At 64.9% G+C, this 24318-nt stretch carries 27 protein-coding genes; 7 read left to right on the top strand and 20 right to left on the bottom strand.

Translation table 11 applies throughout. From position 1 onward, the window contains the following. Positions 1-4: 4 nt before the first annotated feature. From JOF55_RS20680 to mftA, 9 genes are all read right to left on the bottom strand, one after another. Positions 5-1165, bottom strand: coding sequence for a serine hydrolase domain-containing protein (locus tag JOF55_RS20680; RefSeq protein WP_310276976.1), 1161 nt, complete (start codon positions 1163-1165; stop codon positions 5-7). 50 nt (positions 1166-1215) lie between these two features. Continuing rightward, a complete protein-coding gene (locus tag JOF55_RS20675) occupies positions 1216-2028 on the bottom strand; it encodes an SDR family NAD(P)-dependent oxidoreductase (RefSeq protein WP_310276974.1) in 813 nt (270 codons plus the stop codon). A 212-nt stretch (positions 2029-2240) separates the two neighbouring features. After that, positions 2241-2942, bottom strand: a complete 702-nt coding sequence (gene mftE, locus JOF55_RS20670; protein WP_310276972.1) for a mycofactocin biosynthesis peptidyl-dipeptidase MftE — start codon at positions 2940-2942, stop codon at positions 2241-2243. Beyond that, entirely contained in the window at positions 2939-4330 is a 1392-nt protein-coding gene (mftF, locus tag JOF55_RS20665; protein ID WP_310276969.1) for a mycofactocin biosynthesis glycosyltransferase MftF, read from the bottom strand. The genes mftE and mftF overlap by 4 nt, the downstream gene beginning before the upstream one ends. Next, complete coding sequence (locus JOF55_RS20660) at positions 4327-5115, bottom strand: mycofactocin-coupled SDR family oxidoreductase (protein WP_310276966.1); 789 nt, start codon at positions 5113-5115, stop codon at positions 4327-4329. Before JOF55_RS20660 ends, mftF begins: the two co-directional genes overlap by 4 nt. Positions 5116-5244: 129 nt before the next feature. Further along, on the bottom strand, positions 5245-6441 hold the full coding sequence (gene mftD, locus JOF55_RS20655; protein WP_310276963.1) for a pre-mycofactocin synthase MftD: 1197 nt from the start codon (positions 6439-6441) through the stop codon (positions 5245-5247). 39 nt (positions 6442-6480) lie between these two features. Continuing rightward, on the bottom strand, positions 6481-7689 hold the full coding sequence (mftC, locus tag JOF55_RS20650) for a mycofactocin radical SAM maturase (RefSeq protein ID WP_310276960.1): 1209 nt from the start codon (positions 7687-7689) through the stop codon (positions 6481-6483). 86 nt (positions 7690-7775) lie between these two features. Continuing rightward, positions 7776-8072, bottom strand: coding sequence for a mycofactocin biosynthesis chaperone MftB (gene mftB / locus JOF55_RS20645; protein WP_374727569.1), 297 nt, complete (start codon positions 8070-8072; stop codon positions 7776-7778). A gap of 16 nt (positions 8073-8088) precedes the next feature. Further along, positions 8089-8193: a mycofactocin precursor MftA gene (gene mftA / locus JOF55_RS20640; RefSeq protein ID WP_310276954.1), complete on the bottom strand. Its 105-nt coding sequence runs from the start codon at positions 8191-8193 to the stop codon at positions 8089-8091. Positions 8194-8274: 81 nt separating this feature from the next. On the opposite strand from mftA, the gene mftR reads away from it, so the two are divergent. The 7 genes from mftR to JOF55_RS20605 all read left to right on the top strand — a co-directional run bounded on the left by mftR (position 8275) and on the right by JOF55_RS20605 (position 12249). Next, a complete protein-coding gene (mftR, locus tag JOF55_RS20635) occupies positions 8275-8895 on the top strand; it encodes a mycofactocin system transcriptional regulator MftR (RefSeq protein WP_310276951.1) in 621 nt (206 codons plus the stop codon). A gap of 206 nt (positions 8896-9101) precedes the next feature. Beyond that, positions 9102-9941 carry a mycofactocin-coupled SDR family oxidoreductase gene (locus JOF55_RS20630; protein ID WP_310276947.1) on the top strand — a complete coding sequence of 280 codons (840 nt, stop codon included), beginning with the start codon at positions 9102-9104 and terminating at the stop codon, positions 9939-9941. 46 nt (positions 9942-9987) lie between these two features. Next, complete coding sequence (locus JOF55_RS20625) at positions 9988-10401, top strand: nuclear transport factor 2 family protein (protein ID WP_310276944.1); 414 nt, start codon at positions 9988-9990, stop codon at positions 10399-10401. A 10-nt stretch (positions 10402-10411) separates the two neighbouring features. Further along, positions 10412-10894, top strand: coding sequence for a hypothetical protein (locus JOF55_RS20620; protein ID WP_310276941.1), 483 nt, complete (start codon positions 10412-10414; stop codon positions 10892-10894). Continuing rightward, positions 10891-11304 carry a MaoC family dehydratase gene (locus tag JOF55_RS20615; RefSeq protein ID WP_310276938.1) on the top strand — a complete coding sequence of 138 codons (414 nt, stop codon included), beginning with the start codon at positions 10891-10893 and terminating at the stop codon, positions 11302-11304. Before JOF55_RS20620 ends, JOF55_RS20615 begins: the two co-directional genes overlap by 4 nt. Positions 11305-11314: 10 nt before the next feature. Next, positions 11315-11734, top strand: coding sequence for an acyl-CoA thioesterase (locus JOF55_RS20610; RefSeq protein ID WP_310276934.1), 420 nt, complete (start codon positions 11315-11317; stop codon positions 11732-11734). A gap of 32 nt (positions 11735-11766) precedes the next feature. Beyond that, positions 11767-12249 (top strand): nuclear transport factor 2 family protein, encoded by a 483-nt coding sequence (locus tag JOF55_RS20605; protein WP_310276932.1) that lies wholly within the window; start codon positions 11767-11769, stop codon positions 12247-12249. Between the two features lie 136 nt (positions 12250-12385). Here JOF55_RS20605 and JOF55_RS20600 read toward each other — a convergent pair whose 3' ends face one another. From JOF55_RS20600 to JOF55_RS20550, 11 genes are all read right to left on the bottom strand, one after another. Next, positions 12386-13126 carry an enoyl-CoA hydratase/isomerase family protein gene (locus tag JOF55_RS20600; protein ID WP_310276930.1) on the bottom strand — a complete coding sequence of 247 codons (741 nt, stop codon included), beginning with the start codon at positions 13124-13126 and terminating at the stop codon, positions 12386-12388. A gap of 50 nt (positions 13127-13176) precedes the next feature. Next, on the bottom strand, positions 13177-14787 hold the full coding sequence (locus JOF55_RS20595) for an AMP-binding protein (RefSeq protein ID WP_310276928.1): 1611 nt from the start codon (positions 14785-14787) through the stop codon (positions 13177-13179). A 118-nt stretch (positions 14788-14905) separates the two neighbouring features. Beyond that, on the bottom strand, positions 14906-15658 hold the full coding sequence (locus JOF55_RS20590; RefSeq protein WP_310276925.1) for an SDR family NAD(P)-dependent oxidoreductase: 753 nt from the start codon (positions 15656-15658) through the stop codon (positions 14906-14908). A 242-nt stretch (positions 15659-15900) separates the two neighbouring features. After that, complete coding sequence (locus JOF55_RS20585; RefSeq protein ID WP_310276922.1) at positions 15901-16209, bottom strand: EthD family reductase; 309 nt, start codon at positions 16207-16209, stop codon at positions 15901-15903. A gap of 56 nt (positions 16210-16265) precedes the next feature. Then, positions 16266-17204, bottom strand: coding sequence for an alpha/beta hydrolase (locus tag JOF55_RS20580; RefSeq protein ID WP_310276921.1), 939 nt, complete (start codon positions 17202-17204; stop codon positions 16266-16268). A gap of 40 nt (positions 17205-17244) precedes the next feature. Continuing rightward, a complete protein-coding gene (locus tag JOF55_RS20575) occupies positions 17245-18876 on the bottom strand; it encodes a flavin-containing monooxygenase (protein ID WP_310276918.1) in 1632 nt (543 codons plus the stop codon). An 85-nt stretch (positions 18877-18961) separates the two neighbouring features. Further along, the gene (locus JOF55_RS20570) at positions 18962-19132 is read right to left on the bottom strand and encodes a hypothetical protein (RefSeq protein ID WP_310276915.1); all 171 of its coding nucleotides are present in this window, start codon (positions 19130-19132) and stop codon (positions 18962-18964) included. After that, positions 19129-19569, bottom strand: a complete 441-nt coding sequence (locus tag JOF55_RS20565) for a nuclear transport factor 2 family protein (protein ID WP_310276913.1) — start codon at positions 19567-19569, stop codon at positions 19129-19131. Before JOF55_RS20565 ends, JOF55_RS20570 begins: the two co-directional genes overlap by 4 nt. Before the next feature lie 45 nt (positions 19570-19614). Continuing rightward, positions 19615-20733 carry an NDMA-dependent alcohol dehydrogenase gene (locus JOF55_RS20560; RefSeq protein WP_310276910.1) on the bottom strand — a complete coding sequence of 373 codons (1119 nt, stop codon included), beginning with the start codon at positions 20731-20733 and terminating at the stop codon, positions 19615-19617. 198 nt (positions 20734-20931) lie between these two features. Continuing rightward, the gene (locus tag JOF55_RS20555) at positions 20932-22392 is read right to left on the bottom strand and encodes an aldehyde dehydrogenase (RefSeq protein ID WP_310276907.1); all 1461 of its coding nucleotides are present in this window, start codon (positions 22390-22392) and stop codon (positions 20932-20934) included. 283 nt (positions 22393-22675) lie between these two features. Then, positions 22676-24310: an FAD-dependent oxidoreductase gene (locus JOF55_RS20550; protein WP_310276903.1), complete on the bottom strand. Its 1635-nt coding sequence runs from the start codon at positions 24308-24310 to the stop codon at positions 22676-22678. Between the last annotated feature and the right edge of the window lie 8 nt (positions 24311-24318).

Raw genomic sequence — 24318 nt, 5'->3', positions numbered from 1 at the left:
TCGCTCAAAGCGCGGCCGCGACGGCCATGGTGGAGATCTTCTGGAACCGGGCGACGTTGTCGCCCTCGTCCAGCACGCCCGCGGACACGAACACCAGTGTCATGTCCCGCTCGGGATCGACCCAGAACAGCGAGGATCCCGCCCCGTAGTTGCCGTACGTGCGGGGGCTGGTGAACGGACCGAAGAAGGACGGATGCGTGCCGGTGCCGCTCAGGGAGAAGCCCAGGCCGAAGTTGCCGGGCGGGGTTTCCCAGCCGCGCATCGCCGCGATCGAGGCGTAGAGATCGTTGGGCATGTCCCCGGTCTGCACGGTGGTGGCCACGTCGAGCACGGCCGGGGCGATGAGCTGTTCGCCGTCGTGCTCGCCACGACGGCGGAGCATCTCGGCGAAGGTGAACACATCATCGGCGGTGCTGACCGAGCCCACCCACGGCAGTTCGGCGTCCTCGGTGATGCAGGTGTTGAGGCACTCGATGTCCTCCGGTCCCAGGAATCCACCCTGCTGCAGATAGGCCTTGAGCGGCACGAGTTTGTCGGCCCACGCGCTCGGGGCGCCGAAACGCGTGTCGGCCATGCCCAGGGGGCCGAACAGGCGGTCGTGGGCCAGGTTGCGGAAGGAGTCGTAGCCGTAGACGCGGCGCACCATCTCGCCGAGCAGGGCGTGGTTGATGGATGGGCTGTAGTTGAGGTTCGTGCCCGGCTCGTTGACGACGTCGATACCGCCGAGGGCGGCGATGACGTCGGCGAGGTTGCCGAACTTCTCCGGCGGCAACCCCGGGGTCGGGGTGGCGGGCATCCCGGAGCGGTGCGTGAGCAGGTGTCCGACATTGATCCGGTCCTTGCGCAGTGTCCGAAAGGGATCCTCGCCGAGGAATTCCGGGATAAGCTCGACCACGCGGGTCGACAGCGCCAGCTCGCCCTCCCCGAGCGCTTGGTGGACCAGCGCGTTGGTGAACGCCTTGCTCAGCGACAGCACGCGGAAGATGTCGTCGGGCTGTAGCGGGCGCTGCGTCGCGCGCTCGGCGTAGCCGAGCGTTTCCCGCAGGACGACCTCGCCGTGCCTGGCCAGGATGATGGTGACCCCGTCGTAGTCGCCGCGCTCGATGTCACCGCCGATTTCGGCGGTGAGCCGTGCCAGGGCCTTCCGGTCGACGTCTGCTGCCATGACTGTCCTCTCCGGTGGTCGGGAAACGGGTGCGCTCGATCGGCGCGGGCCTACTGCATGACCAAACCGCCGGAGGGCGAGAAGGTCTGGCCCGTGTAGTAGGCACCCTCGTCGCCGGCCAGGAACGTCACCGTGCTCGCGACCTCCTCAGGGGTGGCGGGACGCTTGATGGGCTGCATACCCACCAGGAACTCGCTGAATTCCGGATCGTTCTGGCGGAACAGCGGAGTGTCGACCGCCCCGGGCGCCAGGGCGTTCACCCGGATGTTGAAGGGGGCCAGTTCGGTGGCGGCTTCCCGCGTCAGCCCGAGGATCGCCGCCTTGGAGGCCGGATAGTAGGCGGGCATCGCCACCGACATCAGGGCCGCGGCACTGGAGAAGTTGACGATAGCCCCGCCACCGGTTTTCTTCAGCAGCGGCACGGCGGAGCGGATCGTGTGGAAGGAACCATAGAGGTTGATCCGCATGGTGCGGTCGAAGTCCTCGTCGGAGATCTTCTCGAAAAACTCCGGGTGGTAGGACTCGCCGCGCTGAGCAGCGAGGAAGCCCTCGTAGTTGGCGGTGTTGAGTTCCTCCAACGCGGCCTGATCGGGCGCGTTGACACCAGCGGCGTTGACGAGCACGTCAAGCCGGTCCTGCCGGGCTTCGATCTCGGCGAACGCCGCACGCACGGCATCGGCGTCGGCGATGTCGAGGGGGACGGGATGGGCATGCGGTAACCGGGCGAACTCCTGTGCCAGTGCCTCGCCGGAGAGGTCGGCGCCGTAGACGGTGGCGCCCTGTTCGGCGAGTCGCCGGGCGGTGGCCAGTCCCATACCGGATGCCGCACCCGTCACGAAGGCAATCTTGTCCTGAAACTGCATGCGAGCTCCTCGTCGAGCGTGTCGACGGTCGTCAACGACCATCGCAAGTCGGTTGATTCGAGCTTGCCACGAATACTAGACAGGTGTCTACCAAATGTTCGTCGTTCTGCTCTGCAGAACTCGGTGTGCCGACCAAGCGGGGAATCCGAAATGCCGCATACCGCGAACGTCAGCTCGACAGCACAGCGATCCCTGCCGCAGGTGCAGCTTGATCAAGACGGTGTCGAGCGCCTGGAGAGTGTCGTTTCCCAGGTGAGAACGGCATCGATCAACGAGGCCGCCCAGTCGTTCAGGATGCGTCGGCCTTCTGCTGCACTGGCGTGGGTGGGATCACCGAGGACGCCGTTGGCGCTGACACTTCGGACGCCGCCGGTTCGCAGCGGCTCGATCAGGTCGGGAAGCGGTGCCGTGTTACCTCTTTCTGCCTGCTTCACATCCACGTCACCGGGGCGTAGTTGCAGCATGGCCGAGGTTTCGGTGCCTCCGGCGTGACTGTCGTTCGACGGTCCGGACGGGGACCACGCCAGTATGTGCCGTCCCTCGGAACGGAGCAGGCGGACCGCCCGGATCAACGGTCCCCGGTTACCGCCGTGCCCATTGACCAGAACCACCCCGGCGAAGTGGTCGGCGGAACGCACCAGTTCGACCAGCAACAGTTCCAGCGCCTCCTGCCCGAGGGACAGCGTGCCGGGAAACTCCGCATGTTCACCACTGGATCCGTAGGGCACGGCGGGCGCGACCAGGACATCGCCGACCTCGTCGGCGAGCCGATCGCACAGCGCGGTGGCAATCGCTGTATCGGTGCCCAGCGGCAGGTGCAGGCCGTGCTGCTCGGTGGCCCCGAGAGGGATCGCCAGCAAAGCCACTCGCTGGTCGACCTGTGGCCACCGCAGGGCATCGAGCCGATGGTTCACCGTAGCGAACTCCCCGTGAGCTGTGGCTGGAGCGGGGTGATCGTGCGTTCGCGTGCGCATCCTGCCCACACTCCGGCTCCGTAGGCCAGGTCATCGAGAATCCGGAGAGCAAGCCAACCGCCGCCCTTGCCTGCGGCGTCGAGGACACAGGGCAGCAGCGCGGCCGTCGCCATCATACGTGCTCGCCTGCTGAACAGACAGGCAGCGAGCACGAGTGGCCACCAGGCGCGCCGGGTGGCTTCGGCGAGGAGTCGTCCGGCACCCAGGTGGCCCGTCCCGGCCAACCGTAGCGCTTCCGTGGCCGGGACACCCCGGTCACGGAGTTTGCGCGGCAGCAGGGCCGCGGTCACCGTGGCCACCGCCAAGGCGGGCGCAGGGCGACCGGAGACGAGAAGTGCCCACGTGGCCGCGCTCCAGCGGGACATCCTCGCGCAGCTGAGCAAGCGGGGATGCCGTACGGACAGCGGCGCCGCCGAGCTGCCGTAGTCGAAACGTTGCCGCAGCCAGGAGGGCAGGTTCGGGCGCGGATCGTGCCGGACCACCGCATCCGGCTGGTAGCGCACCGTGCCGCCACGTTCGATGAGCCGCCACACGAGGTCGACGTCCTCACCGAAGCGCAAATTCGCGTCGAACCCATCCATACCGGACAGAGCGCTGCGGCGCACCACCAGTGCGGCACTGGGCACGTAGCTGATGCGGCTCATGGGCCGAACCACTGCGGGACGGGAACCGAGGTCCAAACTGGACCGTTCTGCTTCGTAGCGTGCTACGGCAGTGGTGCCGGGAATGCTGCGAATCCTGGGGGCGACGGCCGCCACTGCCGGGTCGGCGAACTGCGGCAATATCCTCTCCAGCCATCCTGGCTCCGGTACGGCGTCGGAGTCCAGAAATGCGACGAACTCGGTGTGGGCGAGCCGCCAGCCGGAGTTACGGGCAACTGCGGGTCCGGCCGGTTCTTCGTGACGCAGCGCGGCTCCCGGCACCGGTTCGGCCGATCCGTCGTCGACGACGATGCGGTCGGCGAGCTCTCCGGTAGCGGCCAGCAGGCGATGCACTCCGGTGGGATTGTCCTTGACCGGCGTCACCAGGGTGACGTCGACGGGGCCGAACGCGGCTGCGGATGGTTCGGGGTGGACCAATCCGGTACTGATCAAGCGACGCGCCAACCGGTGTTCCTGCGCGCTCGTGCCGACCGGTTCGCCCCGTACCCAGTGATCGAACAGACGCGCACCGTCGGCTCCGAGCCGGAGCAGACGCAGCGGCGACCCGCCGAGCAGCACTCGACCGTGCGCCAACCGGCGCACCGATTGGTCCGGGATCAGCCGTGCCCCGAGCAGAAGCGGTTCGCCGGTACCGGACCGATCATCGGAAGCTACCTGAGCGCTCATGCGGTGAACCCGCCATCGGCGTGCACGACGGTGCCCGTGATCGCGGAGGCATCCGGTGAGCACAGAAAGCACACCGCTGCGGCCACCTCGTCGGGCTCGAGCAGACGTTCGGTCAGCTGATGCCGGGCGAACTCGTCGACATCGGGCAGTTGGTAGAGGTCGGCCGTGGCGTCGAGCATGTCCGTACGCGTGGAGCCGGGAGAGACGGCTGTCGCGCAGACCCCGGTACCGCGTAGATCCGTGGCCAGACCGCGGACCAGTCCGGTCACGGCGTGCTTGGCAGCGTTGTACGAGGTCAGTCGCCACAGTCCGCGGTGCGCGGCGGCCGAGGCCAGCGCCACGAATCGGCCCGTCCGCGGTTCCGGGCGCCGCAGCAGCGCGGGCACCGCGGTGCGTGCCAGGTTCGCCACACCCACGACACCGACCGAGAACAGGGCATCCCACTCCGATCCGTCGGCTTCCCAGAACGGCGTACCGCCCGCCATCAGCGCGGCCGCGCCGACCGCCGCGTCGAGCCCGCCGAATCGCTCCTCTGCCAGCGCGACCGCTTCTCGGAGAGCTTCGAGGTCCTGCACATCGGCGACGACGTCGACCACCGCGCCGGGGTACTCCCCAGCGAGGTCGGCGAGCTGCTCCCGCGTTGCCAACGGGTACTCGACTCGCGGATCGTCGGCGCACCGGTCCACGGCCACGACACGCCAGCCCGCCCGGGCCAGTCGCCGCACCACCGCGGCGCCGATTCCGCGTGCCGCACCCGTCACCAACGCCACTCTCGCGCTACTCACCCGCCGACCACTCCCTCATTCCTTTCTCGGCAAGATCGGGACCAGCACCCGAGGAGCCCTCGGATATGAGCACCATCGCGGTCTCCAACGAGGACTCCCGGTGTGCGCCGAATCCGGTAGCGGTTCGGGTTAGCCGATTGCGGTGGTTTCGACGTCTCCGAGTGCGCTGTCGAACCCGGGAGGAATGAGCACATCGGAACGGTCGAGCTGGTGAATGGAGGAGCGTCCGAGCCCGAGCAGCGCGGAGTCGATGCCGCCGCGCAGGATGTCCAGGACGTTTTCCACACCGGCCTGGCCGTTGGCTGCCAGTCCCCACAGGTACGCCCGGCCGATCATGACGGCCTTCGCGCCCAGGGCCAGGGCCTTGACCACGTCGCTGCCGCGACGCACCCCACCATCGAGCATCACCTCGACCTGGTCGCCGACCTCGTCGGCGATCGCAGGCAGTGCCCGGAGACTGGCGGGCGTTCCGTCCAGGTTGTTGCCGCCGTGGTTGGACACCGAAATCGCCGAGACACCCGCGTCCACGGCGCGCTTGGCATCGTCGCGCCGGGTAACCCCCTTGAGCATGAAGGGCCCGTCCCACTGCTCGCGCATCCAGGCGATGTCGTCCCAGCTCGGCGGCGGGGTCTGCATCCATTCCCCGTAAGCCCCGAAGAACGTCGGAGCGGATTCGTTCCTGCGTCCCCGCACGTTCGGCACCGTCAGGTCGGGAATCCGGCGCCGCTTGACGAACTCGGTCAGCCACCGAGGATGCCCCAGCGCCTGGGGCGCATACTTGAGCATTGTGGACAGATTCATCCGCTCGGGAATCGCGGGGCTTCCCCAGTCCCTGCCGTGCGAGAACGACCAGTCCGTGGTCACGATCATCCCGACGGCACCGGCGTCCCGGGCCCGCTGCATGCGCTGCAGGATCTCGTCCCGGCTTCCCACCCAGTAGGTCTGGAAGAACGTCTGCGGATTGACCTGTACGACCTCCTCGATCGGTTTACTGGCGAAGCCGCTCAGTCCCATGGCCGTTCCCCGCGCTGCGGCGGCGCGGGCCACAGCCACCTCGCCATCCGGATGAACAGCCTGCACACCGGTCGGAGACATGATCACCGGCAGCGACACCGGCTGGCCCATCACCGTCGTGGCAAGCTCCCGTTCGTGCGACAAGCCGGCCACATGCGGTGCGAATCCCAACTCGGCAAAGGCCGCCTGGTTGTCCCGCAGTGTCGCTCCCCTCTCCGACCCGGCGATCAGCGCTCCGTACACCGACCACGGCAAACGCTTCTTCGCACGCCGTTGCGCCTCGGCCACGGTCTCGAACCAGCCGCTACCCATACAGTGGTCTCCTTTTCACGACAGCAAGCTCCTCGAAGGTCACGTCAATCCCGCCAGCGGACTCGTATCGCAGGCACGGTCCGGGACCGAGCCGGCCGCGCGTACCGAGGGCAGCCCCAACATGACCTGCTGACGTGCCGCGCTGGGCCGGGAATGGTCCTGGGCGGGGCGGGGCGCATCGCGACCATCCACAGTGGCCAGTGCGGTCGCGCCGTGTCCCTTGACGCATTCCGGGTCCGGCCCGTCCAGCGGTAGCCCGGTGAAGAACTTCGCCGCCATGCACCCGCCCTGGCAGGCGTCGTAGGCCGAGCACGACAGACACGCCCCGCCGGTCTGCGGGCTGCGCAGGTCCTGGAACAGTTCGGAATCCCGCCAGACCGGGCCGAATCCGGCGTCGCGGATGTTGCCCGCCCAGAATGCATCATGAATGGCGAACGGGCAGGCGTAGACATCGCCGACCGGGTCGATCAGGCACACGACTCGCCCCGCCCCGCACAGATTCAGTCCCGGCAGCGGTGTCGACCCGAGCGCATTGAGATGGAAGAAGGAGTCTCCGGTCAGCACGTTGTCCCCGTGCTCCAGCAGCCAGTGGTAGATCTGCAACTGCTGTTCGGCACTGGGATGCAACTCGTCCCAGACATCGGCGCCACGACCGGACGGGCGCAGCCTGGTGATGCGCAACTGGGCATCGAACGAGTCGGCAATGCGCTGGAACTCGTCGAGCTGGTCGACGTTCTGGCTGGTCATCACCACCGAGATCTTGAATCCGCGCATGCCTGCGGCAGCCAGGTTCTCCATCGCACGCATCGCCGTGTCATAGGATCCCGGCCCGCGTACAGCGTCGTTGATCTCGGGCGTGGCACCGTCCAACGAGATCTGCACGTCGACGTAGTCGGTGGCGGCCAGCCTGCGAGCGCGCTCCGGAGTGATCCGGAATCCGTTGGTGGAGAACTTGATCCCCACATGGTGGGCCACGGCGTAGTCGACCAGTTCCCAGAAGTCGTCCCGAACGGTGGGCTCACCTCCGCCGATATTGACGTAGAAGACCTGCATTCGCTCGAGCTCGTCGAGCACGGTCTTGATCTCTTCCGTGCTCAACTCGTCGGGATCGCGCCGCCCCGACGAGGACAGGCAGTGCGCGCACGAGAGGTTGCAGGCGTACGTCCACTCCCACGTCAGGCAGATCGGTGCGTCCAGACCGTACTTGAACTGCTCGACAAGCGGCAGGACAGTCGGCTCCGTGCTCATCGGCGACTCCGAAGCCGCCGGGAACGCGGTCCTTTCGGCAGCACTGGTCATGAGGTCGGCCTTTCGTCGAACGTAGTGATGACCGGTCAAGCGGGCACGATCATGTCCGTGCGGGCGAGCGAGGCAAGCGCCCGCACGTAGCCGGCACGTTCTCCTTCGGGCACGTCGCCGGCCTCGACAGCCGCACGCGCGGAGGCGTGATCGGCCAGACTCCGCACGATCGCGACCAGCCGAGGAGACTTGAGGAAAGACAACTTGCGATTACCGAAGTGATAGGCCAGCGCTCCGAAATCTTCGGGACGCAGCGACACGTTCGGACTCAACCGATATCCCCGGTCCGGGTCGAACGGGCTCTCCCGCTCACCCGGCGAGGAACTCTCCACATCGGAGTGACGATATTCAGTAGACACCGCACATCCCGTCGATCGAGACCTCTTCGACGAGCAAGTCCTCCTCAACAATCTCCTCGTTCGGTGCTGTCTCGACGTGATCGGATTCGCTCATGGGATGCTCAACTCCTCTGCATTGCGCCATGTGATGGCGCGCACAACATTAATGGCATCCCGTGTCAAAATGGAAGAGGTTATGGCAGAACCATCTTCGGAGCACCCGTCCGGAGCAACGAACGGCCCTGGTCGGCGTCCCACGACAAGTCGCCATGAACTCGAAAGAGCCGCGTTCGAACTCTTCGATCGCCACGGGTTCGAAGCCACCACCGTCGATGCGATCGCTCGTACTGCCGGGGTCGGGCGGCGAACGTTCTTCCGGTACTTCGACTCCAAAAACGATGTGGTCTGGGGTAGCTTCACCGAGCAACTCGTCCTCATGCGCGAGAAGTTCCTCGCCTGCCCGGACGACCAGCCGCTGATGGAGGCACTGCGCACCGTCGTCGTCGAGTTCAACAGGGTCGACGACCCCGCCGAAGCGGCACGGCATCGGCGCCGCCTGGAGCTGATCCTGCAGGTACCCGCGCTGCAAGCACACTCGACGCTGCGTTACGCCGAGTGGCGCGCCATCGTCGTCGAATTCGTCGCACGCCGACTCGGCGCTTCCACGGATGCGTTGGTACCGCAGACGGTCGCCTACGCCTGCCTCGGTGCGGCACTGGCCGCCTACGAGCAATGGCTCCACCAGCCGGAGGTCGAGCTGTGCGACGCCATCGACACCGCCATGCGCCACCTCGCGAGCGGGTTCGCCATCGGGTGACAGCAGCCGCAAGTCCTGTTCGACCGGCATCCCGGATATGACCGCCACTCCGGGACGGAGAAGCCTTGACATTTCAAACCAGTATAACCATCATCACAGACAGCTCGTTCGAGTGAGCATGCTGATCGGCGATGCGAGCTGCATCGCGTCGCGCTACGTCCCGAGCACTGGTTCCTCCCATCGGCAAGCAGGAAAGCGAGCGATTCATGTCAGAACGCATGCAAGGCAAGGTCGCCTTCATCACCGGCGCAGCGCGGGGGCAAGGTCGCAGCCACGCCGTGCGATTGGCCGAGGAAGGTGCGGATATCATCGCCATCGATATCTGTGCCGACATCGACACCGTCACCCCGTTTTTCAATCTGGCCACCGAAGACGACCTCATGGAAACGGCTCGCCAGGTCGAGAAGCTGGGGCGTCGGATCGTGACCCACAAGGCCGATGTCCGAGACCTGACCGCGCTGCAATCGGCTTTCGATGCGGGAGTGGCGGAACTCGGTCGTATCGACACGGTCGTGGCCAACGCCGGAATCGCGAGCTTCGCGCGCTCCTGGGAGCTCAGTTCGCAACAGTGGCAGGACATGATCGATATCAACCTGACCGGCGTGTTCCATACGGCCAAGACCGCGATTCCGCGCTTGATCGAAGCGGGCAACGGCGGATCGATTCTGTTCACCAGCTCGATCGGCGGTTTCAAGGGAGTTCAAAACGTAGCGCACTATGTCTCCGCCAAGCACGGCATCGTCGGGCTGATGCGCACCCTGGCCAACGAGCTCGCCCCCTACAACATCCGGGTCAACACGGTACATCCGACCAACGTCGACACGACGATGATCCAGAATCCCGGCACGTACGGATTGTTCACTCCCGGCGACCCGGAGCCGAGTCAGGACAAGGCCATCCCCGGGTTCATGTCGCTGAACGCACTGCCGGTGCCCTGGGTCGACTCGATCGACATCAGCAACGCGGTTCTCTTCCTGGCCAGCGACGAGGCCCGATATGTCACGGGAGCGACTTTCCCGGTGGATGCCGGCGCAGCCGTGAAGTGATCACTTTTCCCCGTCCTGATGCGCCCCCAGCTCCGAAGGAGAGAGAATGACTCCTGCTTCGACTCGAACCGAGATCGAGAACACGCTCAACCGCTATGCCCTCGGCTACGACGACGGCGACCTGGCCATGGTGAAAGACACGTTCACACCGGAGGCGGTACTGTCGCTTCGAGTCGCCGGCGGTGATCTCATCGGCCCATTCGAAGGCCGGGACGCGATTCTGACCATGATGCGGGACGCCGCACACTCGCAGAACGACCAGCGCCGCCATGTCACCAGCAACATCATCATCGACGCCGATGACGACCGAGCCACCAGCATGTCCTACCTGACGATCTTCTCGGCTCAGAACGGAACGCTCACGGCGCTGTCGACGGGCAAGTACGAGGACGAACTGGTCCGAACCGAGGGCGGATGGAAGCTGTCCAAGCGGCATATCGCACTCGATCTGCCCTACTGAAGGTACGCGAATGATCGAGGCAAGCCGGAGAGCTGCCGGTGTGGCAGTGGCGGAGGTTCCGGACGAAGCAGGACTGGCCGAGCTCATCGGGACCGAGTTTCCGGGGGGCGAGTTCACCTTCGAATCCTGGTGGGTACGGCTGGTCAACGACTGCTCACTCGCATCCCCCACCGACGAGGTGAGCAGCCCGGTGTTCGTCTTCCTCGCCGGAACCGCCGCGATGGGCATGTCCTGGGAACAGATGTGGGCCATGTTCGGTGCCCGGGAATCCGATGGCCCCATGGCCGGGGAAACGGCGACCGAGGTGTACTCGCCGCTTCGAATCGGCGCCACATACGCCGTGCGCGGTCGGATCGTGTCCGCCGAACGTAAACGGGGAAACCGCACCGGCGTCTTCGACATTGTCGGTTATCGACTGGAGCTGCACGACGTCGACGGTCGACTCGCGGCATCGTGCACCAACTCGATCATCTTCCCGAGGAGGGGGCTGTGACGGGAATCCGTGTCGGCGACGAGTTGCCTGCCTACGAGGTGACTTCGGTGAGCGCGGAGAAGATGAAGACGATGTCGGCCCTGATGCGCGATGCCAATCCCATCCACTATGACGCCGAGGCTGTCCGTGCGCTGAACCTGGGCGACCGCGTCGTCAACCAAGGTCCACTCAACCAGGCCTACGTGGTGTCCATGCTCGGCCACTGGGCCGGCGGAGTCGCCCGTGTGCGGGCGATCCGTCTGCGTTACCTGGGCAATGTGTTCGCCGAGGACACGCTGCGTGCCTGCGGCACCGTGACCGCCATCCGTGCGGAGGACGGAGTCACGGTGGCCGATTGCGATGTGCACCTCGATGTGGTGGAAGGCAGCAGGGTGCTGTCCGGAACCGCAGCAGTACGGATCGGAGACTGATTTCGTCGTGATGAGCCACAAGCAGAACTTCCGACTCTCCTACGGAGACTGCGACACCGTCGGAATCGCTTACTTCGCCACCTACTACCCCTGGATGGAGCGTACCTACAGTTCCTGGATGTACGACAACGGCATCCGCAGCGGGGAACTCGCCGATGAATTCGACATCATCACGGTGGGAGTGCACTCGGAAGCCACCTACCTCCAGCCTGCCCACGTCTTCGACGACCTCACCTGCGAGGTGATGCTGGACCGCCTGGGCTCCTCCTCCTACACCCTCGGGTTCGAATTCAGGCGTGACACCGAACTGGTGACCCTGGGGAAGATGACCTTCGTCTGCCGAACCCTGAACAACGAGAAGACGGACATCCCACCCCGGATCGCCGAGGTCCTGCAGTCACTGGACCGGACCGGCGAACCCGTCGGATGACCCGAGCCGGACAAACCAGATGGGAGTTCCCGATGACGGTGGACGAACTGTTGACGATCGAGGAGATCAAGCAACTGCGGCAGGCCTACTCGGCCTACTTCGACAGTCAGGCCATCGACGATCTCGCCGCGCTGTTCTGCGAGGACGCAGTGTGCGAGTTCCCGGCGGCCTTCGGAGGCGATTGGGTGGGAGCGGAGACGATCCGGGCCAACTTCGCCGACATCATGCCGGCGCTCGGTGAGCCGTTCGACTCGCTCCATGTCGTGACGAATCCGTGGATCACCATCACCGGATCGGAAGCCGCGCACGGTCGCTGGTACCTCACCGACTGGTTGACCCGTCAGAAGGCAGGGTCCGGCGAGATGACCACGCTCGGCGGCCACGAGAATCCGCTGCTTTTCCTCGGAATCTACGAGGATCAGTACCGCAAGGTCGGCAACGCCTGGAAGTTCGCCCGCATCCGACTGAGCCTGCTGTGGCCCGAACGAGAATTCACCGGTCTCGTGCACCGCTGACGCGAGAACATCTTCCAAGGCGATCCACGAGGGTGTCGGTGAACCGGTAGCGAGTTCACCGACACCCTCGTTCTGCTTGCAACAGCACTGTGGACATCCGGTCCAGGAGCACGTCGTTCACTCCGGACAGTGCTGATCATTCTGTTGCGGACGCTCGGCTGCTGGGTTCGTCTCCCCTGGCAGCGCGGAAGGCCGTCACCGCGTTGCTGTGCTCGTCGGTTCCGAACAGCAAGGCTGTCGCCTCGACGGACTCGTTGAACCCGTCTCCGGTGTCACGATTGACGAAGGATTTGCCGACCTGCACGGCAAGCGATGGATTGGCGGCTATCTCCGCGGCCAGCGACAAAGCCCGGTCGAGCAGGACATCATCGGAGTGCACCTCCTGCACCAAGCCTGCACGTTCGGCTCGTACCGCGTCGATGTCCCGGCCGGTGAGCGCCAGATAGCGAGTCCAGTGCCGACCCATAACCTCGGGGCCTCGCACAATGCCGTAGCCGGGGGTGAGGCCTACGGTGGGCTCCTTGAAGGCGAAACGCGCCGATTCCGCCGCCAGGACGATATCGCATGCCAGTGCCAATTCGGTTCCGCCGCCGAACGCGATCCCGTTGACGGCTGCGATCACCGGGACGGCGCATCGCTCGACCGCGTGGAAAGCGTCGTAGACCAGCCGCAGGTGCGGCCGCACGCGACCGACATCGCCGGCAAGGTCGTGGAACATGTCGATGTCGCCACCGGCGGAAAAGGCTCGCCCTTCCCCTGTGAGCACGACGGCTCGCACATCGCCGTCGTTACCGATTGTCTCCATCACCTCGCGCAGCTGACGAAACCACGTCTGGTCCATCGCGTTGAGCTTCTCGGGCCGTGACATGGTCAGCATCAGGACACCGGGCCTTGGCTGTGTGTGCGTGAACCGCACAAGGTCGCCCGTCACTGTTGAACCGCCTCCCGATCCCAGGCGTCCGGAGTGACACCGTCCGCGCGGAGCTTGTACTTTTCCACTCGCTGGCTCGGAGTCATCGGCAACGCATCGATCACGCGCACGTATCTCGGGACTGCGAAGGCGGTCAGTGAACCCGCACAGTGCTCGGTCAGCTCTGCAGGGTTCAGTCCCGTTCCGGGAGCCACCACGATCGCTACCATGACCTCCTCCTCGGAAAGCTCCGAGGGAACCCCGTAGGCTGCGGCCTGAGCCACCGCCGGGTGCGCCGACACGACGCGCTCGATCTCCCAGGAGGAGATGTTCTCACCACGCCGCCGGATCGTGTCCTTGAGCCGGTCGAGGAAAACCAGGTAACCGTCCTCGTCGAGCAGGCCCCGATCACCCGTGTGAAACCACAGGTTGCGCCAGCTTTCCACGGTTGTCTCCGACATGGCGTGGTAGCCGTCGAACATCCAGCCCGGTTTCTTGGGACGCGCCACGATCTCCCCGGCCACCCCCGGCGGTACGGGCTCGTCGTGCTCGTCGACGACGGCGACCTCGTAGTTGGCCGATTCGTGGCCTGCGGTGCCGATCTTGCGGTCCCACGGCGGCATATCCGTGATGATCGAGGTCTCCGTGCTGCCGTAGATCTCGGTGAGCTGGACGCCGAAGCGGTGTTCGAATGCCTCGAAGATCTCCGGGGGGCACGGTGCCCCGAACGCCAGGCGGACCGGATTGTCGGCATCATCGGGACGAGGCGGCTGCTTATACAGGATGCTCATCATCGCACCCTGGTAGTTGAACGCGGTGATGCCGTGCCGACGGCAAATGTCCCAGAACTGGCTCGCGGAGAACCTGTGGTCCATCACGAGGTCGGCGCCGGCCTCCATCGCGGCCATGACGCTGCAGTACCGAGCATTGCTGTGGAACAGCGGGAAGACGCTGTAGAGACGGTCCGCGGGGGTGTAGCCGAGCAGATCCACGGTGTGGCGGGCCAGGTTGACATTGGCACGATGGCTGAGCAGGGCCCCCTTGGGTGGTCCTGTGGTCCCGGACGTGTAGAGAATGACCGCAGCGTCGGACGGATCTACGGTGGGTAACGCAGCACTCGGATGCGCGAGCAGATCCGTCAGGCGATGACGGGCCGCCCCGTTGGCCGGCGGCGCGGTGTCGTGCTCCGGTTCGTCGCCGGAAACGACGATGTGGCCGATACCGGGGACGTCGGCCGCGCATTCCCGGACGAGCTGCTCGAACTCGGCGTCGCACACCACCACTGTGGCACCGGAGTGCTCGAGGAAGTACCTCAGCAGGTACGAGCCACTGGCAACGTTGATCGGCACCTCCACCAGCCCGGCCTTGGCCAGGCCGAACCACACCTGCAGCGCGGCGACACTGCTGCGCATCATCAGACAGACGTGGTCACCGGACCGAAGGCCGAGCTCCGAAGAACCCGCCGCGACCCTGTCGGAGGTGACGTCCAACTCCCGGTAGCCGATTCGCTCCCCGGCGATGAGGAGGAACGCCTCCTCGGCAGCACGCTGCGCGGCGCCGTGGAGCCACTCCCCGATCGCAAGGGGGCGTTCGTCCGTCCGATCACCACTCACATGAGCATGAACCATACAATTCCGTCCTGACAGAAATCAGGCGGTGCACGAGATCACCTGATCCCGAAACCCGCGCCATGCTGTACCAGTCACCTGTGCTGCCTCGAAATCGGCGCTTGCCGATGCCGCGAACTCAGCGAGCCATGTACCCACCGTCGACGTACAGTTCGGAGCCGGTGATGAACGAGGCGTCGTCACTGGCGAGGAAGGCAACCGCCGCGGCGACCTCGAACGGCTTGCCGAGTCGCCCCATCGGAGTCAGCTGGGTCATGCCGGCTTCCAACTCCGTGCCCTTCACCGACTCGAGGCTGGGCGTATCGACGAAGCCGGGATGCACCGAGTTCACCCGCACTCCGCTGTCGGTCCAGTTCAACGCGATGTTCTTGGTGAGAATGCGCACCGCACCCTTGGCCGCGTGGTAGCTGGGAGAGGTACCGAAACCGCCGATGGCGCCGAAGATGGAGCTGATGTTGACGACAGCGGCACGCGCGGATGCCTTGAGGAGGTCCGCCGAGGCCCGCATACCCAGGAAGACGCTGGTCTGGGTCACGGCCACGACGTGGTCGTACTGTTCCTTGGTGGTCTCCTCGATGGTGGCCATGTCGCCGACCCCGGCGTTGTTCACCAGGATGTCGAGCCCGCCGAACTCCTCGATTACCCTCCCCACCACTGCCTCCCACGACGCCTCGTCTGCGACGTCGTGCCGAGCGAACACCGCCTGACCACCCTTGCCGCGGATCCGGGCGGCCACCTCCTCACCGGCTTCCTTCCGAATGTCGCTGACGAGTACCGAGGCACCTTCCTCCGCGAGACGCATCGAGGCAGCTTCCCCGATTCCGCTCGCCGCGCCCGTCACCAGAGCAATTCTGTTCTGCAACCTTGCCACGGCCAGCTCCACTACGTTCCTGTGCTGATTACAGAGGCGTTCTTTTCTTGCTGATAGGCAACTTCAGAAGACCGGTGTCACCGAGTTCGAGGAACAACCGAGCGCGATCCTCCGCGCCGGGCCGATCCTGCCGTCGCCCAGGTTCGGCAGCACCGAGACCGTACTGCTGACCACGTCGATCAAGTCGTCGCCGGTGAAGTCCTACATGTGGACGTTGCTGGACGAGCCTCGAACAGTGCCGTTCAGATTTCACCGTTGGTCTCGAAAGCGTTCATCTCCACGCCCGCGTCGGCGAAGTTGGCGACGTCCTCGGCGCCCTCTTGCCCGATGGGGGAACTCAGCGCCGCAAGAGCGTCTTCCTTCGAGTCCCATTCGAGCGTCGCGATCAGAAAGTGTGGCGGCTTGGAACCGTCGAGCGTCTCGCACACACCCCAGGTGAAGGCTCGGCAGTTCGGCATCTGCGAGGCGATCTTGGCATGAACGTTGCGATAGTGGTCGAGGAAGTGCTCCGGGTCCTTCGGGTGGTGGTACGAGGCGACCAATCGATACATGTTTCACCTTGTTCGTCAGAGTTTCCGGAAGTCGGTTTGATGCCGCGATATCGCCGTTACCCGGCAGCAGCGAGATGCTTGTCGATCCGGGTCACGACGTAGTCGATACCCGCAGCACTCCCGGGAAGCAGGTTGACCATCGTGAAGAAGCCGTGCATCTGACCGTCGAATCGCTGCTGCTCGACCGCGACGCCTGCGTCCCGCAACCGCTCGGCGTACGCCTCGCCCTCATCGCGAAGCACGTCGTGCTCCGCGGTGAGAACCACTGCCGGGGGCAGCCCGGAGAAGTTGCCCGCCCGCAGCGGTGAGGCATCGGGATTGTTCCTCGCCGCGACATCCGGGACGTAGTGATCCCAGAACATGGCCATCGTGTCGCGCTCGAGCATGAGCTGATTTTCGGGATCGGTGTAGGAACTCGTGGTCATATCGTGGTCGGTGACCGGGTAGACGAGCACCTGCAGCGAGATGTCGGGGCCGCCCTGCTCGTGCGCACGATGCGCGACAACCGCCGCCAGGTTGCCGCCTGAGCTGTCTCCGGACACGATCAACGGCAACCGGGAACCGGCGAGTTGTTCGAGGTGCTCGTCCGCCCACTGCACCGAGGCCCATGCGTCCCTCACTGCGGTGGGATACCTGTGTTCGGGAGCCAGGCGGTAGTCGACGAGTGCGACGGCGCAGCCGGTGCGCTGGGCGAGCCGGCGGCCGAGGGTGTCGAATTCGTCGATAGCACCGATGACCCAGCCCCCGCCGTGGAAGTAGAGGATCAGTCCGCGCGGCTGGTCGTGCGGTACGAGCACGCGGATCGGCACGGAGAATCCGTCCTCGGCCGAGGTGTGGGTTTCCCGCACCTGCGACATCTCGGGTCCGGGACCGTACATCTCCTTCAGGCCCGCGGTTTGCGACCGCGCCTCGTCCGGGGTCATCTCGTGCAGCGGCTTCCCGCCGTTTTCGGCCATGTCGGCCAGGAGATCGATTGTGGCCTTGTCCAGAGCCATGGGAACATCCCTTCTCGATCGAAATTGACAGCTCTACCGGTCACTTGAGCGCGAAGCCGCTGTATCCTTGCTCGGCCACCTCGTTGCACTTGTCCTCATAAGCATTCATGCCTCCGGGATAGGGCATGAAGATGCGGGGCTTACCCGGAACATTGGCCCCCAAATACCAGGAGTTGGCTTGAGGGTACAAGGTCTGGTCGGCGACGTAGTTGACATGATCGACCCACTGGTCCTCGGCCTCTGCGGTGGGTTCGATGCTGCGGTATTCGTTGACCCGGACGTGTTCGATGCATCGTGCGATCCACTCCACGTGTTGCTCGATCGCGGTCACCATGTTCGTGAGCACCGAGGGGCTGCCGGGGCCTGCCAGGAAGAACAGGTTGGGGAATCCCTCGCTCCCGAGGCCGAGGTAGGTCCGCGGACCGTCCGTCCACTTGTCGGCGAGGGCCGTTCCGTTCCTGCCCAGGATGTCGATCCTGCTGAGTGCGCCGGTCATCGCGTCGAACCCGGTCGCGAGGACGATGCTGTCCAACTCGTGGTGCTCGCCGGAAGTCTGCACCCCGGTGGGAGTGATGGTCTCCAATGGAGACTGCTTGAGATCGACCAGCGTGACGTCTTCCCGGTTGAATGTCTCGTAGTAGCCGGTGTCGTAGCAGGGGCGCTTGGCACCGAACGGGAACCCGCTGGGAAGGAGTTTCTCGGCAGTTTCCCGATCTGTCACCGTATCCCGGATCTTGTTCCGGATAAACTCCGAGATCGTGTCATTGGCGCGCTGATCGGTCATGAGGTCCGAGTAGGCTCCCAGCACGACAAATCCGCCCCGATCCCATCGCCTGGAATACTCACGTTCACGCTGCTCGGCATCGACCTCGAGCGCTGATTGCGGGTTGGGGTCGACGTCCAGACCGGCTGGCATCGCTCTGGCTGTACGGCGGCGTTCCGTGTAGTTCGCCTTGACCGCACGCTCGGTCTCGGCATCCAGCGGGCGGTTCCGTGCGGGCACCGAGTAGGCGGCTGTGCGTTGGAAGACCGTCAGATGCCGTGCTCGCTCAGCAAGAACCGGGATGGTCTGAACACCGGAAGAACCAGTACCGATCACACCCACTCGTTCTTCTGCGAAACTCACTTCATATTCCGGCCAGTCCGCCGTGTGATAGACCTTTCCCCGAAAATTCTGCAGTCCCGGAACATCGGGTGTCTTCGGGATGGACAGGCATCCCGTTGCCATGATGCAGAACCTGCTGGTAACCGGAACTCCGTTGTCCGGGTGAACCGTCCACGCATTCGAAGAGTCATCGTAGGTGGTGGCCGTCACCTTGGTGTCGAGCACGATGTCGCGCCGGAGATCGAACCGATCGGCAACGTGCCGCAGGTAGCTGAGGATCTCCGGCTGTGCCGGATAGCGCTCCTGCCAACTCCACTCCTGTTGCAGTTCCTCGGAGAAGGAATACGAGTAGTCGACGCTCTCGACATCGCAGCGGGCTCCTGGGTAGCGATTCCAGTACCAGGTGCCGCCAACATCGGACCCTGCCTCGAACAGCCGGACCGACAATCCCTGGTTACGGAGTTTGTAGAGCATGTACAGACCGGAGAATCCGGCGCCGACGATGACGGCATCGAAGAAATCGCCCTGCTGCCCGACATCCGATTGAGCAAAGTGCGAATTTGCCATGACTGTCACCAATCACCGATGGAACGAGGAAAATTTTCGGATCCGAACTCGAATGCCCGGCCCTTTCGCCGGGATGCCGGGACACTCACAAAGATGAACGGATCGAAAAACTCAGCGAAGCGGACGGTCGGTCCACCACGGAGAAAAGGCCGAAATGTGGCTGTTGCGGCAAGGTGTCCCGGAATCCCACACCAGCGCCGGCGCCGACCGCGCCGAGGCGGTGCTGAACCGTGTCGGCTGGGGTTCCGGTGCTCATGCGTCGAATTCCTCCATCTGCGGAGTGGTCAACGGCGTGATCGTCCGACCGGAAATGCGCCAACCGTCGGGAGTATCCCGGTAGGTGTCCTCGTTGATCGCTGCGGCCTTGATCGACCCACCGGATTTCGTCCGCCCCTCGGCGAGCACGTAATTGGTGCCGTGCGCGGTGTCCTGGCCATCGAACTCGACGATGTGGTTGGTGATGGCGTGGTACTGCTCGGCCATCGCGGCGGCGTCGCGGCGGAAGAACTCGAGAATTTGCTCGCGACCCTCGAACCTTTCCAGGCCGACAGCGGTCGCATCCCAGTAGGCATCATCGGTGAACGCGTTGATCGCCTCGTCCGGATCCGATCGATCGAGCCCGAGCGCATACCGATGAGTGACGTTGATGATCTCCTGCACCGCCGTCGCACTGTCGGTGACGCGAGTGGCCATCAGCTGCTCCTTTCCTTGGCTCCGTGATGAGAACTCCGTCGTCGATCAGTCGTACATGATCACGCCGCGAATGTTCTTTCCCTCACGCATGTCCTGGAACGCCTGGTTGATGTCGTGCAGGTCGTAGGTCTTGGTGACCAGCTCGTCGAGCTTCATGTGGCCGCGGTGGTACAGATCGGCGATGTAAGGAATGTCGACTTGGGCGTTTGTGGTCCCGTACAGCGACCCTTGCAGTCGCTTGCCCGACATCGCGAAGGAGAACAGGTCGAAGTCGACCGAACTCTGCAGAACCGGGGCCGCCGAGGTCAGCACGAGCACGCCACCCCTCCGGGTGAGCACCTGGGCGGGATTGAGCAGTTCACCGTGTGCCACCCCCACGGTGAAGATGACCCGCTCGGCCATCTGGCCATTGGTGAGCTCCTCGACGATCGACGTGGCCTCTGCGAAGTCGGAGGCCGTGTGCGTGGCCCCGAACTCGACGGCCTTCTCACGCTTGAACGCGACCGGGTCCACGGCGACGATGTTCTTGGCGCCCTTCAGCACCGCGCCCTGCACCGCGTTCATGCCCACGCCACCAACACCGATGACGACCACGGTGTCGCCGAGCTGCATGTCGGCCGCGTACACCGACGAACCCCAGCCCGTGGGTACACCGCATCCGATCAAGGCGGCCTTGTCCAGCGGGATCTCCTTGTCGATCTTCACCGCGGCATCCAGTGGGACCACCACGTAGGGACTGAAGGTTCCCAGATAGGAGAACGCACCGACACCCTGCCCGCGGGCGTGGATCCGCTTGGTGCCGTCCGGAGCAAATCCGGAGAGCACCCCGGCACCCAGCTCACACATGTTGGCCTTGCCCAGCACGCACATCCTGCAGTGCCCGCAGGACGGCATGAACGACAACACCACGTGGTCGCCCGGCTCCAGCGAGGTCACACCGGGACCGACCTCCTCCACGACACCCGCGCCTTCGTGTCCGCCGATGATCGGTGCCCAGTCCAGCGGAATGTCACCGGTGTCGACATGATCATCGCTGTGGCAAATACCGGACGCGGCCAGTTTGATCAGGATTTCCCGCTCCTTCGGCGGATCCAATTCGATCTCTTCGACACTCCAACCGGAATTCGTTCCCGGGTTCCAGAGCAACGCACCCTCGGTCTTCATTATCGACTCCTCATCAACTACTGGCCGACCTGTTCATCGGCTTGAATTCCGGTGACGATCCGTCATGGATTTTTCGAGTTCGAAGGCATGGATTTTGTTGGCTGTGGGCAGCCGAAGACGGCTCGGACGGAGCACCCACACAGGCCCGGTGTCGCGCACGAGCGGGGATTTTCCCGTGGCGGTGCCGAACCGGTCGGATCAGGTGTACTGGATCAACTTGGTTTCGACATAGGCGCTCATGCCTTCGACATTGCCCTCACGTCCGAGCCCGGACTGCTTATAACCTCCGAAGGGCTGGACGACGCACATATCCCAACTGTTGATGGAGATCTGCCCGGTACGGACGCGGCGCGCGATCCGCTCCGCCAGGTCGTGATCCCGGGCGTACACCGCGCCCGAAAGTCCGTAGTCGGAGTCGTTGGCAATCGCCACTGCTTCGTCGAGGTCGTCGAACGGGACGACGCACAGCACCGGACCGAAGATTTCCTCCCGGGCGATACGCATATCGTTACTGACGTCGGCGAACAGGGTCGGCTGCACGTACCAACCGCGATCCAACCCCGCCGGCCGCTGTCCTCCGGTGACCAACCGGGCCCCCTCTTCGACCCCGAGTCGGATATAGGACTCGACCCGCTCGCGCTGACGTTCGGCAGCCAGCGGCCCCAGCACCGTTCCCCCCTCCGTGGGGTCGCCGACCGACAGCCCCTCCAGCGCCGGAACCATCGCTTCGATCAGTTCCTCCTGACGGGCGCGCGGCACGAGGATGCGGGTGATGGCCGCACACACCTGCCCGGAGTGACCGATCCCGGCCGGGACCAGCGAAGGCAGCACTTCATCGAGCGGGATATCATCGGCGATGATCCCGGCCGACTTGCCGCCGAGCTCCAGGGACACCCGTGCGATGCGCTCACCGCAGATGCTCATGATCCGCTTGCCCGCCGCGGTGCTGCCGGTGAAGGCGACCTTGTCGACGTCGCGATGACCGACCAGGCACTCCCCGACCTCACGTCCGGCGGGCAGGACGCTGACCACGCCTTCCGGCAATCCGGCGGCTTCCAGGGCCTCCGCGAGCAGCAAGGTGCTGATGGGTCCTTCCGGAGCGGGCTTGAGCACCACGGTGCAACCGGCCGCGAGCGCGGGGCCGATCTTCAGCGAAGCCGTGGCCACCGGACCGTTCCACGGGATGACCGTGGCCACCACACCGACGGGTTCACGCACCAGGCGCCCGTGGCCGTCCGCCCAACTGCGCTCCTCTTCGAACCGGAAACGTTCGTGCAAAGTCGAGGCGTCGGACCACATCTTCAGGGCGTTGTCGTGGAACGCCTCGCTGACCGCCGAAGGTGCCCCGATCTCGGCGGTGAAAGCCTTCGCCATGTCCTCGAAACGAGCCTCGACCTCACGACCCACACGCGCAAGGATCTCTCCTCGTTCGGCGGGGCTCATCCTGGGCCAGGGTCCTTCGTCGAACGCCTTGCGAGCGGCGGCGACCGCTGCATCCACATCGGCCTCGCTCGTTTCCGGGATGGTCGCCAGCACTTCCTCGGTACTGGGGGAAACGACCTCCATCAGTCGATCGCCGGCGGGAGTCACCCACTGGCCTCCGATGAACAGGTGGGAGTAACTTTTGAGCCCGACGCTCGTACTGGCTGTTGCGGTCACGGGATCTCCTTTGATTACCGGCTCGAGTTGAAGTTCGCCGGGACCGTGAAGCAAGCACAATCCCGACAGGGGAGTCCGTCAGGACGCGCCCCCGTGGCGGACACATCGCGCACGCTCGGCGACGACCGCACGCACACAAGACCAACCTGGTGACCAACGCCACAGCAACCATGGCCGCACGCCCTGGAAAAGTCAATACCTTTCCTTATATTGATGATAATCTTATAGTCGTCAGTCGGCACTCCGACCTGCTTCGTCGACGCAGGTGACCTGCCCCGGGTACTCAGGCGCCGACCATCCGAGCGGCATGCCGACCCGCCCGATACCCGAAGATCAGTGCAGGCCCGAGAGTTCCTCCCGCACCGCCGTAGACCATCCCGGTGGGAGCGGCCATGACGTTGCCCGCGGCGTAGAGCCCGAACATCTCGTTGCCATCGACATCCAGGACGACGGCGTCGCTGTTCGTTCGCGGACCGCCCTTCGTCCCCAGCGTGCTGCTGTGCAACCGGACCGCGTAGTAGGGCGGGGAGTTCAGTGGCCCGAGCGTGGAAGCCGGCCCCGGATAACCGGACCGGTCACCGACATATCCGTCGTACAAACTCTCCCCGCGGTGGAAGTCTGGGTCCGCCCCCTCGGCGACCTGCTCGTTCCACCGCTGCACGGTCTGCTGGAGTACACGTGCCGGGATGTCGATGGTTTCCGCCAGCTCGCGGATCGTCCCCGAACGGACGACCCAGTCCGGTGCCGGACCCCCGGGTGGTGTGCCGAAGCAGCCGTATCGACGAACATGGTTGTCATCGAACACCAGCCAGCAAGGCTGGTTGTTGTAGTCGAAGCTTCCGGGATCGAGTTGGTGAAAGGCACCGCCCATGGCGTTGTAGTTGGCCGCCTCGTTGGTGAAGCGCCGCCCCTTCCTGTTCACCATGATGGAGTGCGGCGCCGTGCGTTCGCGGTGGACCAAGTAGACGGCCTGCGCACCATAGGTCTGCTTGTCCGGTAGCACACAAACCGGTGCCCACCAGGCCTCGCGCATGGCCCCGAGCATGGCCCCCTCCCGCATGGCCATCCGCAGTCCGTCACCGGTGTTCCACGGAACCGTTGCCGGATGGTCGACCGGGCCGCGCAGAAACTCACGTGGGAACTCCTGATCCCACTCGAATCCTCCGGTGGCCAGAACGACTCCCCCGCGAGCCCGAACCTCGTGTTGCCCGTTCGGGCCATCCAGAGCCACGCCCGTGACTCGGCCTCCCGCGCGGAGCAGCCGCACCGCACGTTCACCCGGCCGTGGCGTCACTCCATGGCTCAGACACCCCTCCAGCAGTGCACCGATCAACGCCCTGCCGAGGCCCTCGAGGTCATCGGTCTCTCGCTGCTGCTGGACCTGCGGGTTCAGGACACCGGATCCGCCACCGACGGGCGTCTCGCCGACCGTCAACCGGCGAGACTGCCCCACCAGTTGCCCGCTCCAGCTCCCGATGCCGTGCATGGAATACAGCTGCGGCTCAAGGGATCGACCTCCCTTCGGTCTACCTCCCGGGTTCTCGGGATGGTAGTCCGGAAAGCCCTCCACCAACGAGAGTCGCAGCGGAGTCGAGGTACCCAACCAGTCGATGAGCTCGGGGACCGTGTCGACGAACGCCTCCGCCAGTTCCGGGATGATCATCCCGTGGGACAGGGAGGACAGATACGCGATAGCTTCCTCGCGCGAATCCTGTTCTCCGGCTTCCGAGGCGTACCTGTTGGCAGGAAGCCATGCCACTCCGCTGGACAAACAAGTCGTCCCGCCGACCAAATCCGCCTTTTCGAACAGTCCCACGCTCGCTCCGGCATCCGCGGCGGCAAGTGCGGCGGTGAGTCCCGCTGCTCCCGTCCCCAGGACGACGACATCATATTCCGACTCGCCGGAAGTGTCCTTCATGTGTTCGT

The organism is Haloactinomyces albus (genome assembly GCF_031458135.1).
GTDB classification, from domain to species: domain Bacteria; phylum Actinomycetota; class Actinomycetes; order Mycobacteriales; family Pseudonocardiaceae; genus Haloactinomyces; species Haloactinomyces albus.
The sequence above is the reverse complement of the archived record's forward strand: the minus strand, read 5'-3'. Positions and strand labels throughout refer to the sequence as shown.